The sequence below is a fragment of the Aeribacillus sp. JST-2 genome (genome assembly GCF_056032925.1).
Window position 1 is genome coordinate 33,208 of sequence record NZ_JBVVUU010000010.1, and the last position, 13,607, is coordinate 46,814.

A 13,607-nucleotide genomic window follows, 5' to 3' on the forward strand; every position below is an offset into this window, starting at 1 on the left:
GCGGCTTCCAAAACACTTGTCCATTATTTAGCTTGACCAGAAGAGCCAAATTCACGCATTTTGCCGATTACTGTTTCTTTAATAGCTTCTCGGGCAGGCCCCAAATATTTACGAGGGTCATACATTTCAGGATTTTCCGCTAAAACTTCACGAACACGTTTAGCAGAAGCAATTTGGTTCTCTGTATTGACGTTAATTTTGGCTGTTCCAAGGGAGATAGCTTTTTGAATATCTTTTGTTGGAATTCCCGTGCCCCCGTGCAGTACTAAAGGCACACCAGTTCGCTTGCTGATTTCTTCCATTTCTTTGAATCCGAGTTTCGGTTCGCCTTTATATGGACCGTGTACGGAGCCTAAGGCAGGAGCCAAGCAATCAATGCCCGTTTGTTTGACAAGCTGTTCACATTCATTCGGATCCGCATAGATGATTCCTTGGCCAACAACGTCATCTTCTTGGCCTCCGACAACACCTAATTCTGCTTCAACGGAAATGCCATGGAAGTGGGCAAGCTCAACTACTTTAGAAGTTAGCGCCACATTTTCTTCAAACGGGTGATGAGAAGCATCAATCATAACGGATGTAAAGCCGGCATGAATCGCTTTTGCACAAGACTCAAAGCTTGAACCGTGATCCAAATGAATAGCCACCGGCACTGTAATTTTGTAATCTTCCATTAAGCCTTTTACCATATTGACAACGGTTTTGAAACCGCCCATATAACGACCAGCACCCTCAGAAACACCAAGAATAACAGGGGATTTTTCTTCTTCCGCGGCTTGCAGGATCGCCTGGGTAAACTCCAAATTGTTTAAATTAAATTGTCCTACAGCATAGCCGTTTTCTTTTGCGCGGTTTAACATTTCAGTCATTGATACTAAAGGCATGCGAAAATCCTCCTTAATTTAAGCCTAGTTTCAAAAGGCGAAAAGCTCCATCAATGTTAGCATGACCGGAACATAAATGCCCTATGTATAGCCAAACAGCTTTCCACAATAAATAGAATACCAACTTATGAGGATTTCGGCAACTTTATAAATAAACAGAACATTTTAACCATTTGACGGAATCGGCAAATATTTTCTGACCGCTTCGCGCAATTCGTCAATATCAAACGGCTTTGCAAAATGAGTCAATGCGCCCAATTTTTTCGCCTCTTGGATCATGTCCAATTCTCCATAGGCCGTCATAATAATCACCCGAATATCCGGATCATTCGCTTTTAATCTTTTTAAAATTTCAATCCCGTCCATGCCGGGAATCTTCATGTCCAATAAGACAAGATCCGGAGAATGATCTTGTGCTATTTCCAACGCTTGAAAACCGTTTGCTGCTTGAAAGGTTTTGTAGCCTTCCTTGTGAAAAACCTCATTTAACAAGATCCGAATTCCATATTGATCATCGACAATTAAAATTTTTGCCCCCATATTTACACCTCTTAAAAGTCAATTTATTGTTACTTAATTAATTCTTGAAGAAATTGCAATATCCTGCCATATTTTCCGCAACATTTGCTTCCTTTCCAAAATTGCTTATGATTAAGTTATAGAAGAAATAGAATTTTTACTGAAGGTGGCAAACAATGCAAAAAATTTTCACTACGCAACTCATCGGGTATTTCCAAAGAATTCAAGAAAAAGAGCAAGAGCATATGGAAGATGGCGCAAGACTTTTAGCCCAAGCTGCCATCGGAGAAGGCGCAATTTACGTGAAAGGATTTCAGGAGCTTATCGGCATTGACATTCAGCTTGAAAAGAGCCGGGAACCTTTTCCTTCTGCAAAACGGTTGGAAGATCTTAACGAAATCACAACAGTGGACAGGGTTCTCCTTTTTACTCCGTTTTCCACTGATGAGGACGCCATTCAACTTGCAAAAGATCTCGGAAAAAAGGGAGTGCCAATTGTCGGTGTTTCCGCTGTCATAGAAGGAGAAGAAAGTTTGGAACAGCATGTCGATGTCCATATCGATTCAAAATTAAAAAAACCGATCATCCCTACGGAAGACGGCCACCGCATCGGCTTTCCGGTGCTGATGACATCTTTATATGTTTATTACTCCCTCTTTTTCATCATGCAAGAAATTTTAGAAGAGTATGGAGAATCATAGCCAACATTCCATTTTTGAAACATTTCTCCAACAGGCAAAGTTATTGTGCTGCGTTTTTCACCATATAGATCAGGCAAAGGGTGCCCGACTATTTGTCGGAGGCTTTCGTACTTGCCGGCCTCTTATCAAACCTGCTTCAAAAAAATTGTTTGATGATGATAAAAAAGGTTGTCCGAACACTTGGCTTCGGACAACCTTTCATTTTACAACTTTACAACTATTTCCCCTTTTCAAGCGATGTGCGGATAAACTCGCGGAAAAGCGGTTGAGGTCTTGTTGGACGGGAGGTAAACTCCGGATGGAATTGTGAAGCCACAAACCAAGGGTGGTCTTTTAATTCAATGATTTCCACTAAGCGGCCATCAGGACTTGTACCGGAAATCACAAAACCGGCTTCTTCCATCTGTTGACGGAATTCATTGTTGAATTCGTACCGGTGGCGATGCCGTTCATAAATGACTTCATCCTGATACGCTTGATAAGCCTTTGTCCCTTCAACCAGCTTGCAAGGATAAAGGCCGAGCCGCAACGTGCCCCCCATATCCTCAATCTCTTTTTGCTCCGGCAGCAAGTCTATGATCGGATACGGTGTATCAGGGTCAATCTCTGATGAATTTGCCTCTCTTAATCCCAAAACGTTTCGGGCATACTCAATGGAAGCCACCTGCATGCCAAGACAAATTCCAAGGAACGGCACTTTTTGCTCACGGGCATATTGCGCCGCAATAATTTTGCCTTCTACTCCCCGATCGCCAAATCCTCCCGGCACTAAAATACCGTCCACATCTTTCAAAAAGTCGTTTACATTTTCCTTTGTCACATGTTCAGCATTGATCCAGCTGATATTGACATCGGCATCAAATGCGTAGCCCGCATGCTTTAATGCTTCCACAACGGAAATATAGGCATCTTGAAGCTCGACATATTTGCCGACCAATGCAATATGAACTGTTTTCGATAAATTGCGGACTTTATTCACAAGTTCAATCCATTCCGACATATCCGCCTCTTTGCATGGAAGCTGCAAATGATCGCATACAATTTGATCGAGGTTTTGTTCTTGAAGCGCCAACGGCACACTATATAAAATATCCGCATCACGGCATTCGATCACTGCTCTCGGTTCAATATCACAGAACAAAGCAATTTTCTCTTTCATCTCTTGTGAAATCGGCATTTCCGTGCGCACGACAATGACATTCGGCTGGATTCCCAATGAGCGCAATTCTTTTACACTATGCTGAGTAGGTTTCGTTTTCATTTCCCCAGCCGCTTTAATGTATGGAACAAGGGTACAATGAATATACATCACGTTATTGCGGCCAACTTCGTTTTTCATTTGCCGGATCGCTTCTAAAAACGGCAGCGACTCAATATCCCCCACTGTCCCGCCGATCTCTGTTATCACGACATCAGCATTTGTTTCTCTCCCAGCGCGAAAGACACGCTCTTTAATCTCATTTGTAATATGAGGGATGACTTGAACTGTTCCTCCTAAATAATCCCCCCGACGTTCTTTTTTTATCACAGCCGAATAAATTTTGCCTGTTGTGACATTGCTGTATTTATTTAAATTAATATCTATAAAACGTTCGTAGTGGCCGAGGTCAAGATCGGTTTCAGCGCCGTCATCTGTAACAAACACTTCACCGTGTTGATAAGGGCTCATTGTTCCAGGGTCAACGTTAATATATGGATCAAATTTCTGAATCGTGACGTTTAATCCACGATTTTTGAGAAGCCTTCCAAGGGAAGCTGCTGTAATTCCTTTACCTAAAGATGACACAACGCCGCCAGTTACAAAAATATACTTGGTCATGCAAAAACTCCCTCCAGTTGCAATCCATCCTAAAAATAATTTTTACAGAAAAAATCAATATATGAAGAGGACTTCAAAAAAATATGAAAGCTCCCTTCCTGCCCGGAAAGGGAGCTTTCATATATTAAAATAAGTTTTCCGTACTTTTAAGGAGCCCAAAAAAAATTTTATCGAGGAAACGTATGAAAGTCAACCCTTATTTTATCGTTTAAGTGTAAAGAGCCATTATAAGTTTTCTTCTTCACGATCAAGATCGAAATCTTCATCTAAATCATCGTCAGCTAAATCATAATCCTTATCATCGATGAGATCCTCATCTTCAAATGCCTCGTCTTCTTCATCCTCAAAATCTTCTCCTTCGTCCAGTTCCAGTTCTTCCTCATCTTCATAGTCATCGAGATCATCGTAGTCAAGATCTTCATCATCAAGATCTTCATAATCATCAAGGTCTTCATCATCATAAATTTTCTTAACCTTTTTCTTCTTCGTTTTCACAGTCGGCTGCGTTTCTTCTTCAATTTGATCAAGCGGATACCAGCTTTTAATCCCCCAGCTGTTTTCTCCTATACATATAAATTTCCCGTCTATGTTTAAGTCCGTATAAAATTGTGCGATGCGTTCCCCAATTTCTTCTTCAGAAAGCCCTGTGATACGGGTTACTTCATTTACCAACTCTTCAAACGATAAAGCTTGCTTTTTTTCTGACAAAATTAAGTAAGCGACATCCACCATTGACATTTCCTTCAGCTGTTCCTGTGAGTATTGTGATAAACTCAAGGTCAGGCACTCCCTTTCTGATCTTTTCATCTATATTTAAAAAATGAAAGGGACAACCACTAAAAAAATAAAATAAGTACGAAATAAAGCCATGTCCCTTTCAAGTATGTACAAGTATGAAATGTTTGCATACCATTCATTATAAACAAAATTGGCAACTTTATGCTACTGGTTTATATGAAAATTCTCATGGTTCTCCGAAAAATTCGACGTTACCTTTTATAAATCCTTTTTGATCGATTTAAGGCGCCTATATAAGGCGCCGTTTATGAAATCATCTCTTTCGCATTTTCTTCGCCAAATACTGATTTTTCCAAAAGCTCGGCAACATCATACGTTTTCATTGTATTCTCTGCTTCTTTTGTTTTCACGCCATCAGCAAGCATCGTCAGACAATAAGGACATCCGGAGCTAATCACGGTCGGGTTTACAGCCAATGCTTGTTCCGTGCGGGCAACATTGATGCGCGATCCTGTATCTTCTTCCATCCACATAAGCCCTCCTCCCGCACCGCAGCACATTCCAGATTCCCGGTTGCGCTCCATTTCTGCAAGCTTTGCGCCGGGAATAGCCGCCAATATTTCACGGGGAGGATCGTATACTCCATTATATCTGCCGAGATAACATGAATCATGAAATGTTACTATTTCCTTGATTTCATATTTCGGAACGAGCTTTTTTTCTTTTAAAAGTTTTGCCAACAGCTCAGTATGGTGATAAATTTCGGCTGCAAATCCAAAGTCGGGATACTCGTTTTTAAAAATATTGTAGGCATGAGGGTCAATGGTCACGATCTTTTTTACACCATATTTTTTGAACTCGGCTATGTTTTTGGCAGCAAGTTCCTGAAACAAAAACTCATTTCCTAGCCGCCGGGGTGTGTCGCCTGAGTTCTTTTCTTTATTTCCTAAAATGGCAAATGTTATCCCCGCCGCATTTAAAAGTCTTGCAAAAGATAGGGCAATTTTTTGGCTGCGATGATCATAAGATCCCATTGATCCGACCCAAAATAAATATTCAAATTCTTCCCCCTTCTTGGCTAGCTCGTTTACTGTCGGCACTTTGACATCCTCACGGGATTTGCGCCATTTCTCTCGATCTTTCCGATTCAGCCCCCAAGGATTTCCTTGCCGGTCAATGTTTTGCATGGCTCTCTGTGCATCAGGATTCATTTTTCCTTCCATTAAAACAAGGTATCGGCGAAGGTCGATGACTTTATCGACATGTTCGTTCATCACCGGGCATTGATCCTCACAGTTTCGGCACGTTGTACATGCCCAAATTTCTTCTTCTGTAATCACATCCCCAATAAGGCTTATTTGTTCATCCAAGGCAGCCGCTGTTTCCTTTACTCCTTTTTGTCTTGCTTTGAAAGCGAGCTGGTTTCCTTTTTTATGCCGAAAAACAAAGGCCGGAACCCAAGGCGATTTTGCAGTAATAGCAGCGCCTTTATCCGTTAAATGATCACGCAGCTTCAAGATTAAATCCATTGGCGAGAGCATTTTTCCAGTGCCTGTCGCAGGGCAAAAATGGGTGCACCGGCCGCATTCAACACAAGCATATAAATCGAGAAGCTGTTTTTGCTTAAAGTCTTCAATTTTGCTTACACCATATACTTGGGCGGATTCATCTTCAAAATCAATTTTTGTTAATTTCCCCGAATTCGGGCGGCTGAAATAGACATTCGTCGGCCCCGCTATTAAATGGGCATGCTTTGATTGAGGAACATACACAAGGAAAGTAAGGAAAATCAGCAAATGAATCCACCATAAAATATAAAAAACAACCACTGCACCAGTCTTTCCAACGAAGTGAAACAGATAAGCAACGGAAGAAGCAACAGGTTCACTCCACCCCGGTTCATCATCATACCAGAGGAGGTGCATTCCGTTTCCCAGTAGAACGGATACCATCAATCCGCTGATCAAAAGGAGGACGATGCCTGACTGAAACCCTCTTTTTAAGCGGACAAGCTTTTCGATATAACGGCGATAAAATGCTGTCAAAACGGCCAACAAAATCAAAAGAGTGACGATTTCCTGAAAAAAGGTGAAAAACGGATAGGCCGGCCCAAACGGGAGTCGGGCTTCCGGAAACAATCCTTTCAACATAAAATCCATTGCACCAAACTGCACGAGAATAAAACCATAAAAAAAGATAACGTGCACCCAACCCATTTTCTTGTCTTTTAACAGCTTTCTTTGACCGAATACATTTACTAATATCCGCTGCAGACGATCTTTTACCTTCCCGTCCAATTCTGTTTTTTTTCCGAGCCGAATATAAGCAACCCTAGTTAGAATTAAATAAATAAACAAATAAATGGCATAGACTGCTGCAAGCAAAAACGCCAAAAAATTCACCCATAACAGCGCATTCATTCACGTTCCCCCATTCAAAAAAATAACTGCTCCTCGTTAGAAAAAGACTGAATTTTCCGATGTTTCTTACTTTTATTATATAATGAATGAACGTTCAGTCAATTCCTATAATTTGTTTTATGGAAATAGAAACCAATATTGAGTTGAATCGTATACACAAAAAACTATTTTTTAAATAGAACAAATTTCGCCTTTTCTTCGTCAGCTTATTTAAGAGGAGAGCATTTAGATGGATGTAACTGAAATTGTCGATTTAATCAAAGAAAACCGCCATCACATTAAAAGAACGGTTCAGAAAACCGTTAAAAACGATTCTCTCGTTGATGATATCGTTCAAGAAGTTTGCATAAAAATTTATAAATATTTTCAGACGAATGAGCTGCCTGACAATTTCCAGGCTTGGATCACCACTGTTGTGAAAAATACAGCGACAGATCATCTTCGGAAAATCCAGCGCAATCATGATTTGCTGAGCCATATCCAGCAGCAGCAAAATTTCCAAAAATGCCCTGATGGCAATCCTGAATCTGAGGCCATCTTGAAGCAAACAATCCAATATGTTAAAACAGCTTTAAACGAAATGGATCCTGACACAAAAAAAATCCTGCTGCTGCGGCAAACGGGTTTATCCTATACCGAGATTTCCGAAAAAATGAATTTGCCTGTCAACACAGTAAAGACGAAAATTTTCCGCGGGAGAAAGCAGCTGATGGCTTACCTCAGAAAAAAGGGGATTTTTCAGAATGAAATGTGAGCAAGTTCAAGATTTGATTCTTCAATACGATCTATTAACCGAAAAAGAGCGCAGCAGCCTCGAAGATCATGTCCATCAATGTTCCAGCTGCCAAAAATACAAAAAAGAATTTCAGCAGTTGAACGAAGCTTTAACTATCATCGCTATTACTGAAGACGTTCATCTTAAAAGGAAACCGAAACGATTAAGAAAATTTCATTTTCGGAAGCATCTTTTGGCGGCAGCCTTACTATTTGTGCTGCTTGCTGCCGGCTTCTCGCTGACGCCGACTGGTTCCGCTTCTATCCAACAGGCAATCAGTTTTCTTCTTTTTGCAAAAATAGACAACATGAATGAACCGCTCCCGGAAAAAAACGGAAAACAAAAAGCATTATATGCCGTGATTGAAATGAACAGCGGAATCATCTTAAAGAGTTACAGCACAGGAGACAAAAGCAGAATTGAGGATGGGAAAGGCAATTATGAAATTATGATTGAAAAAAACTTGTATTCCTACAACAAGCAAAAAAACGTGTTTACGATCGAAACGCTGCCAGAGGAATTCGGAAATTATGAGGCTAGGCTTTTTCGCAATGCGGGGGAAAACAACGTTCAATATATCGGGACGGATACCTTTTTCGGACGCACAGTAGATAAATTTAAAGTCAACATTCCGAACGAATATAAAGAAGAATACTGGTTTGATAAAAAATTTGGACAGTTGTTAAGATCGGTCGTGATTCAAGAAGGAGAAAAAATTGTAAATTTTACGGTTCGCGATCTAAAAGAAATCGAAATTGCCCCCAATAGCAAATTATTTCATGTCGATCCTCCCAAGGGCGCCAAAATAATCGATAACAGAACTGATCATGCGGCGGCAGGCTGTTAAACCTGCCGCTTTCTTTATCGCCGGGCAAATGACAAATGATAGTACGTATTTTTTCCGACAATGCCATCAACCGCTATTCTTTCGTCGCGTTGAAAGGCTTTTACTGCCGCTTCCGTTTTCGAACCAAAAATTCCATCGACCGTGCCGGCAGAATAGCCGAGGCAATTGAGAGTCTGCTGCACGGCTTTGACTTTTGCACCCGTGCTTCCGTACTTGATCGTATAGGAATAACTGTAATCAATAATTGTATCGTTTAAAACGACTCCGAGCACTTCGCCATATGAATAGCCGTTTTTGACAAATCCTTTCACAGCCGTATCGGCAATCCAGTTGTAACCTACCCCTTCTGAGAAAAGTGTGTTCGTCCAGTTCGATCGGCCATTACAGCTGTATGCTTTCGCATACACGCCTCCTATAGCCATAGATTGGACAGATGATGATTCTGTTTTTTCATCTGCTGCTGCCGGAAAGCTTATGAAAAATAATACGAAAAACATCGCCGACAATACCGCCATACTTTTTTTAACGATTGTCACTGAACACCCTCCCTTATTGTAAATTTTTAAAATTTTTTCAATTTCCTATTACGGCAAATTCACTCCTTTTTCCTCTTTATTTTCATGTAAAAAACGAAGATGTATTGATAATGGATCGATGGAATCTTATTGGGGCACGCTCAAATGCGAAAAATATTATTTAAATAAATACGAGACATTCGAAGAGCTTTGTCAAGCAATAGAAGAATATATCTAATTTTATAATCATGACAGATATCAAAAACGATTAAACGGCCTTAGCCCTATAGAATATAGAGCGAAAGCCGCTTAACTCATTTTTATTATTTCCATTTTCTACTTGACAGGGGGCAGTTCAATTCGGATTTGGGTTTTTTACATTTTTTCCGGAGCGGAAACATGAATCAATGTCAGCGCATTTTTCAACGTGATTTGCGTTGCTTTCATCAAACCAAGGCGGGCTCTCGACTTTTTCTCATTGCTTGGATCAAGCACCTTTTCTGCATTATAGAAGCTATGAAGAGCGGACGCCAGTTCAAAAATATAATTGGTAATGCGGTGCGGGATTCTTTTTTCAGCAGCGTCGGCGACAACGCTTGGAAATTCGCCGAGTTTTTTCAAAAGCTCTATTTCTTTTTCGGATTGAATTTCATCTAAGGGCAAGTCCTCCGTATAAGTCAAACCCAGCTCTTTCCCTTGGCGAAGGATGCTTGATACGCGAGCATGGGCGTATTGTGCATAGTAAACCGGATTTTCATTTGATTCTGATACCGCTAAATCCAAATCAAAATCCATATGGGAGTCGCCGCTTCTCATTGCGAAAAAGTAACGGACGGCGTCCAAACCGACTTCTTCGATCAACTCGCGCATTGTAACAGCTTTTCCGGTGCGTTTGGACATTTTCACTTTTTCTCCGTTTTTATAGAGGCTAACCATTTGCATAATTTCCACTTCAAGCGTATCTTTGTCGTATCCAAGCGCTTGGATCGCTGCTTTCATTCTCGGTATATAGCCGTGGTGATCGGCTCCCCAAATGTTGATAAGCTTATCAAAACCGCGGTCCAATTTGTCTTTATGGTAGGCGATATCCGGCGTCAAATACGTATAAGAACCGTCTTTTTTAATTAAAACGCGGTCTTTGTCGTCTCCAAATGCAGTGGAACGAAACCATGTCGCACCGTCTTGCTCATAAACATGCCCGTTTTTCCGAAGCATGTCGAGCGCCTCATCAATTTTGCCGCTTTTATAAAGTGAAGTTTCCGAATACCATACGTCAAAGGAAACGCGAAATTCTTCCAAGTCTTTCTTAATTTTATCCAACTCATATTGAAGGCCGAGTTTACGGAAAAATTCCAGCCGGTCCTTTTCATCTTTTTCAAGGAGGCTGTCGCCATATTGTTCGGCAATTTTTTTACCAATTTCAATAATATCCTGCCCGTAGTAGCCGTCCTCCGGCATTTCCGCCTCCTTTCCGAGCGCCTCTAAATAACGGGCTTCTACTGACAGAGCCAAATTATGAATCTGGTTACCTGCGTCATTGATATAATATTCCCGAGTTACGTCATATCCGGCTTTTTCCAGTATATTGCAAAGCGAGTCGCCAAACGCAGCTCCCCGCGCATGTCCTAAATGAAGGTCACCAGTCGGATTAGCGGAAACGAACTCAACTTGGACTTTTTGGCCCCTTCCTACATTCGATTCGCCGTATTTTTCACCGGCTCCAATAATTTCGGGAATCAACTTTGTTAAGTATTGAGGGTTTATATAAAAATTGATGAAGCCCGGTCCTGCGATATCAATCTTATTGATCGATGCTTTCGTTTTGTCGATATAGCCGACAAGTTCTTCAGCAATATTGCGCGGCGCTTTTTTCGCTATGCGTGCAAGCTGCATCGCCATATTTGTTGAATAATCACCATGCGCTTTATCCTTCGGCACCTCTATAATCACTTCAGGAATTTGTTCTTTTTCCGCCAGATTCGCTTTTAAAACCGCAGCTTTTATTTCTTCCTTCAGCCGCTCCTTCAATTCATCGACGATATTCATTCATTTCATCCTCCTTTTTGAATTGAATCGCCAAACGGTGTAAATGCGCCTGATCCCCTTCGATTTCAAGCAAATATTCCAAATTTAGTGTACCATGTTTTTCTCCGTCTGTATGCCAGCGGAACCGTTTGGTTTCTGCCGCTAGCCGCAAACTTCCGTAAGGTGTTTCATAATAGGTGTACGTTTTTTTTCCTTTTTGAAAAAGTTGTCTAGAGTGCACGGCGCCAGATCGAATGAGAAGCAGATGCCCGCCGCTTATTTTCATGACTGTTTTGATGTTTCCCACTTCTTGGCTTTCTTGATACGTAAGATAGAAAGCTTGCTCTTTTTTTAAAAACTCCCCTGTTGTCGAAAACTCAATATGTTCCTCTTCACCTTGATCATGACAAACCGTGCTTTTCACAATAATTTGGACAGGTATACGCATGCCATTCCATCCTTTAAAAAGCAATTTACTTTTTATTCTAGTTGAAAATTTGCTTAGATTAAAGCTTTTGCAAAAGTTTGGCCGATTTTTTAAGGAAATATCGGAGTATTTTGTGAGAAACGTATAATAAAAAGCCATAGCAGCAAGCACTATGGCCAAAAAATCGGTTTACTTTTTCTTTGCAACAAAGCCTAAAATCATTTCGCGAATCAGTTTGCTCGCTGTGTTCGCTGTTTGTTCCGAATGATCATAAACAGGTGCTACCTCGACTAAATCAGCGCCAACAACGTTTACTTTCGAAAGGGCAATTTCATGAATTGCTTGAAGCAATTCTTTTGACGTAATCCCGCCTGCATCAACCGTCCCTGTTCCTGGTGCATGCGCCGGATCCAACACATCAATATCAATGGTGACATATACAGGGCGTCCGGCAAGCTTCGGTAAGACTTGTTTCAATGGCTCGAGCACTTCAAATTTGGCGATGTACAATCCAACTTCTTCCGCCCATTCAAACTCTTCTCTCATTCCGGAACGAATGCCGAAGGAAAAAATATTTTCCGGTCCGATCATGTCGCTCACCTTGCGGATCGGCGTTGCATGCGACAATGGCTCGCCTTCATAATCTTCCCGGAGGTCAGTATGGGCATCCATATGGATAACAGCCAAATCCGGATATTTTTTATACATTGCTTTTATGACCGGCCAAGTAACGAGATGCTCGCCGCCGATTCCTAGGGGAAATTTTCCCGCATCCAAAATTTTATCAACAAACTCTTCAATCATCTCGATGCTGCGCTGAGCATTTCCGAACGGAAGCGGAATATCGCCTGCATCATAATATTTCACTTCCCCAAGCTCGCATTTCAAATACGGGCTGTATTCTTCCAACCCGACGGATACTTCCCGGATCCGGGCGGGACCGAAACGAGAACCGGGTCTGAAGCTCACCGTCCAATCCATCGGCATTCCATAAATGACAGCTTCACTTTCCTCAAAATCAGGATGGCTTTTGATGAAAACATTACCTGAATAGGCTTCATCAAAACGCATCGGCATCACCCCACACATAAGTACAGTCTATTTAATTAAATCGGAAACAAATTTTGGAAGAACAAAAGCAGCCTTATGGATTTCTTTCGTATAATACTTTGTATCCATTTCATGAAAACGCTCATCTGCCACTTTCAGCGGATCGTATTTTTTCGATCCGATGGTGAACGTCCATAATCCGCTCGGGTATGTTGGAATATTAGCCGTATACAAGCGGGTAATCGGAAAAATCTCTTTTACATCATGAAAAACGCTGCGGATGAGTTCCGCCTTAAACCACGGGTTGTCCGTTTGAGCGACAAAGACGCCGTCCTCTTTCAAGGCGTTGGCGATGCCAGCATAAAACCCTTTTGTAAAAAGGTTAACAGCCGGTCCAACAGGTTCAGTCGAATCAACCATAATGACGTCATATTCATTTTCACTTTTGGCAATATGCATAAAGCCATCATCCACTTTTACGTCAACACGATCATCATCCAATTTTCCGGCAATTTCAGGCAAATATTTTTTGGAATACTCGATCACTTTCCCGTCTATTTCAACAAGCGTTGCCTTTTTGACACTCGGATGCTTTAACACTTCACGAATGACGCCGCCGTCCCCGCCGCCGACAACCAACACGTATTCCGGATTCGGATGGGTAAACAGCGGAACATGCGCAACCATTTCGTGGTAGACAAATTCATCTCGCTGCGATGTCATCACCATGCCGTCTAAAAAAAGCATGTTTCCAAATTCTTCTGTTTCAACCATTTCGAGTTTTTGGAACTCGGTCTGTTCTGTATGTAAAGTCCGCTTAATCTTCATCGTGATTCCAAAATGTTCCGTTTGCTTTTCAGTATACCAAAGTCCTCCCAAGTGAACTC

The 13,607-nt window shown here is 41.4% G+C and carries 13 protein-coding genes and 1 pseudogene; 4 read left to right on the forward strand and 10 right to left on the reverse strand.

From position 1 onward, the window contains the following. Nucleotides 1–23: 23 nt before the first annotated feature. Both AC0KTX_RS07375 and AC0KTX_RS07380 read right to left on the reverse strand, forming a co-directional pair. Complete coding sequence (locus tag AC0KTX_RS07375) at nt 24–884, reverse strand: class II fructose-bisphosphate aldolase (RefSeq protein WP_474251575.1); 861 nt, start codon at nt 882–884, stop codon at nt 24–26. A gap of 165 nt (nt 885–1,049) precedes the next feature. Next, entirely contained in the window at nt 1,050–1,424 is a 375-nt protein-coding gene (locus AC0KTX_RS07380) for a response regulator (RefSeq protein ID WP_474251576.1), read from the reverse strand. Between the two features lie 155 nt (nt 1,425–1,579). Between AC0KTX_RS07380 and AC0KTX_RS07385 the strand changes: the two genes are divergently transcribed. Further along, nucleotides 1,580–2,104 carry a DUF2529 domain-containing protein gene (locus AC0KTX_RS07385; RefSeq protein ID WP_474251577.1) on the forward strand — a complete coding sequence of 175 codons (525 nt, stop codon included), beginning with the start codon at nt 1,580–1,582 and terminating at the stop codon, nt 2,102–2,104. A 217-nt stretch (nt 2,105–2,321) separates the two neighbouring features. Here AC0KTX_RS07385 and AC0KTX_RS07390 read toward each other — a convergent pair whose 3' ends face one another. The 3 genes from AC0KTX_RS07390 to AC0KTX_RS07400 all read right to left on the reverse strand — a co-directional run bounded on the left by AC0KTX_RS07390 (nt 2,322) and on the right by AC0KTX_RS07400 (nt 7,081). After that, complete coding sequence (locus AC0KTX_RS07390) at nt 2,322–3,923, reverse strand: CTP synthase (protein WP_474251578.1); 1,602 nt, start codon at nt 3,921–3,923, stop codon at nt 2,322–2,324. Nucleotides 3,924–4,148: 225 nt separating this feature from the next. Beyond that, nucleotides 4,149–4,700 (reverse strand): DNA-directed RNA polymerase subunit delta, encoded by a 552-nt coding sequence (gene rpoE / locus AC0KTX_RS07395; RefSeq protein ID WP_474251579.1) that lies wholly within the window; start codon nt 4,698–4,700, stop codon nt 4,149–4,151. Between the two features lie 266 nt (nt 4,701–4,966). Next, on the reverse strand, nt 4,967–7,081 hold the full coding sequence (locus tag AC0KTX_RS07400; protein WP_474251580.1) for a (Fe-S)-binding protein: 2,115 nt from the start codon (nt 7,079–7,081) through the stop codon (nt 4,967–4,969). A 229-nt stretch (nt 7,082–7,310) separates the two neighbouring features. Here AC0KTX_RS07400 and AC0KTX_RS07405 point away from each other — a divergent pair, with 229 nt between their 5' ends. Both AC0KTX_RS07405 and AC0KTX_RS07410 read left to right on the forward strand, forming a co-directional pair. Then, nucleotides 7,311–7,835, forward strand: coding sequence for an RNA polymerase sigma factor (locus tag AC0KTX_RS07405; protein WP_474251581.1), 525 nt, complete (start codon nt 7,311–7,313; stop codon nt 7,833–7,835). Then, nucleotides 7,825–8,703, forward strand: a complete 879-nt coding sequence (locus AC0KTX_RS07410; protein ID WP_474251582.1) for a hypothetical protein — start codon at nt 7,825–7,827, stop codon at nt 8,701–8,703. The genes AC0KTX_RS07405 and AC0KTX_RS07410 overlap by 11 nt, the downstream gene beginning before the upstream one ends. 14 nt (nt 8,704–8,717) lie before the next feature. Here the strand turns inward: AC0KTX_RS07410 and AC0KTX_RS07415 are convergent, their stop codons facing one another. Beyond that, nucleotides 8,718–9,239, reverse strand: coding sequence for a peptidoglycan-binding domain-containing protein (locus tag AC0KTX_RS07415; RefSeq protein ID WP_474251583.1), 522 nt, complete (start codon nt 9,237–9,239; stop codon nt 8,718–8,720). A 97-nt stretch (nt 9,240–9,336) separates the two neighbouring features. On the opposite strand from AC0KTX_RS07415, the pseudogene AC0KTX_RS07420 reads away from it, so the two are divergent. Then, nucleotides 9,337–9,531 (forward strand): annotated as a pseudogene (locus tag AC0KTX_RS07420) (IS3 family transposase); the annotation flags it as partial. A gap of 62 nt (nt 9,532–9,593) precedes the next feature. On the opposite strand, the gene argS reads toward AC0KTX_RS07420, so the two are convergent. The 4 genes from argS to speE form a co-directional block, all read right to left on the reverse strand. Beyond that, on the reverse strand, nt 9,594–11,264 hold the full coding sequence (gene argS / locus AC0KTX_RS07425) for an arginine--tRNA ligase (RefSeq protein ID WP_474251584.1): 1,671 nt from the start codon (nt 11,262–11,264) through the stop codon (nt 9,594–9,596). Beyond that, nucleotides 11,248–11,691, reverse strand: a complete 444-nt coding sequence (locus tag AC0KTX_RS07430) for a YwiB family protein (protein ID WP_474251585.1) — start codon at nt 11,689–11,691, stop codon at nt 11,248–11,250. Before AC0KTX_RS07430 ends, argS begins: the two co-directional genes overlap by 17 nt. Before the next feature lie 168 nt (nt 11,692–11,859). Beyond that, nucleotides 11,860–12,741, reverse strand: a complete 882-nt coding sequence (gene speB / locus AC0KTX_RS07435) for an agmatinase (protein WP_474251586.1) — start codon at nt 12,739–12,741, stop codon at nt 11,860–11,862. A gap of 27 nt (nt 12,742–12,768) precedes the next feature. Further along, nucleotides 12,769–13,599, reverse strand: a complete 831-nt coding sequence (gene speE, locus AC0KTX_RS07440; RefSeq protein ID WP_474251587.1) for a spermidine synthase — start codon at nt 13,597–13,599, stop codon at nt 12,769–12,771. Between the last annotated feature and the right edge of the window lie 8 nt (nt 13,600–13,607).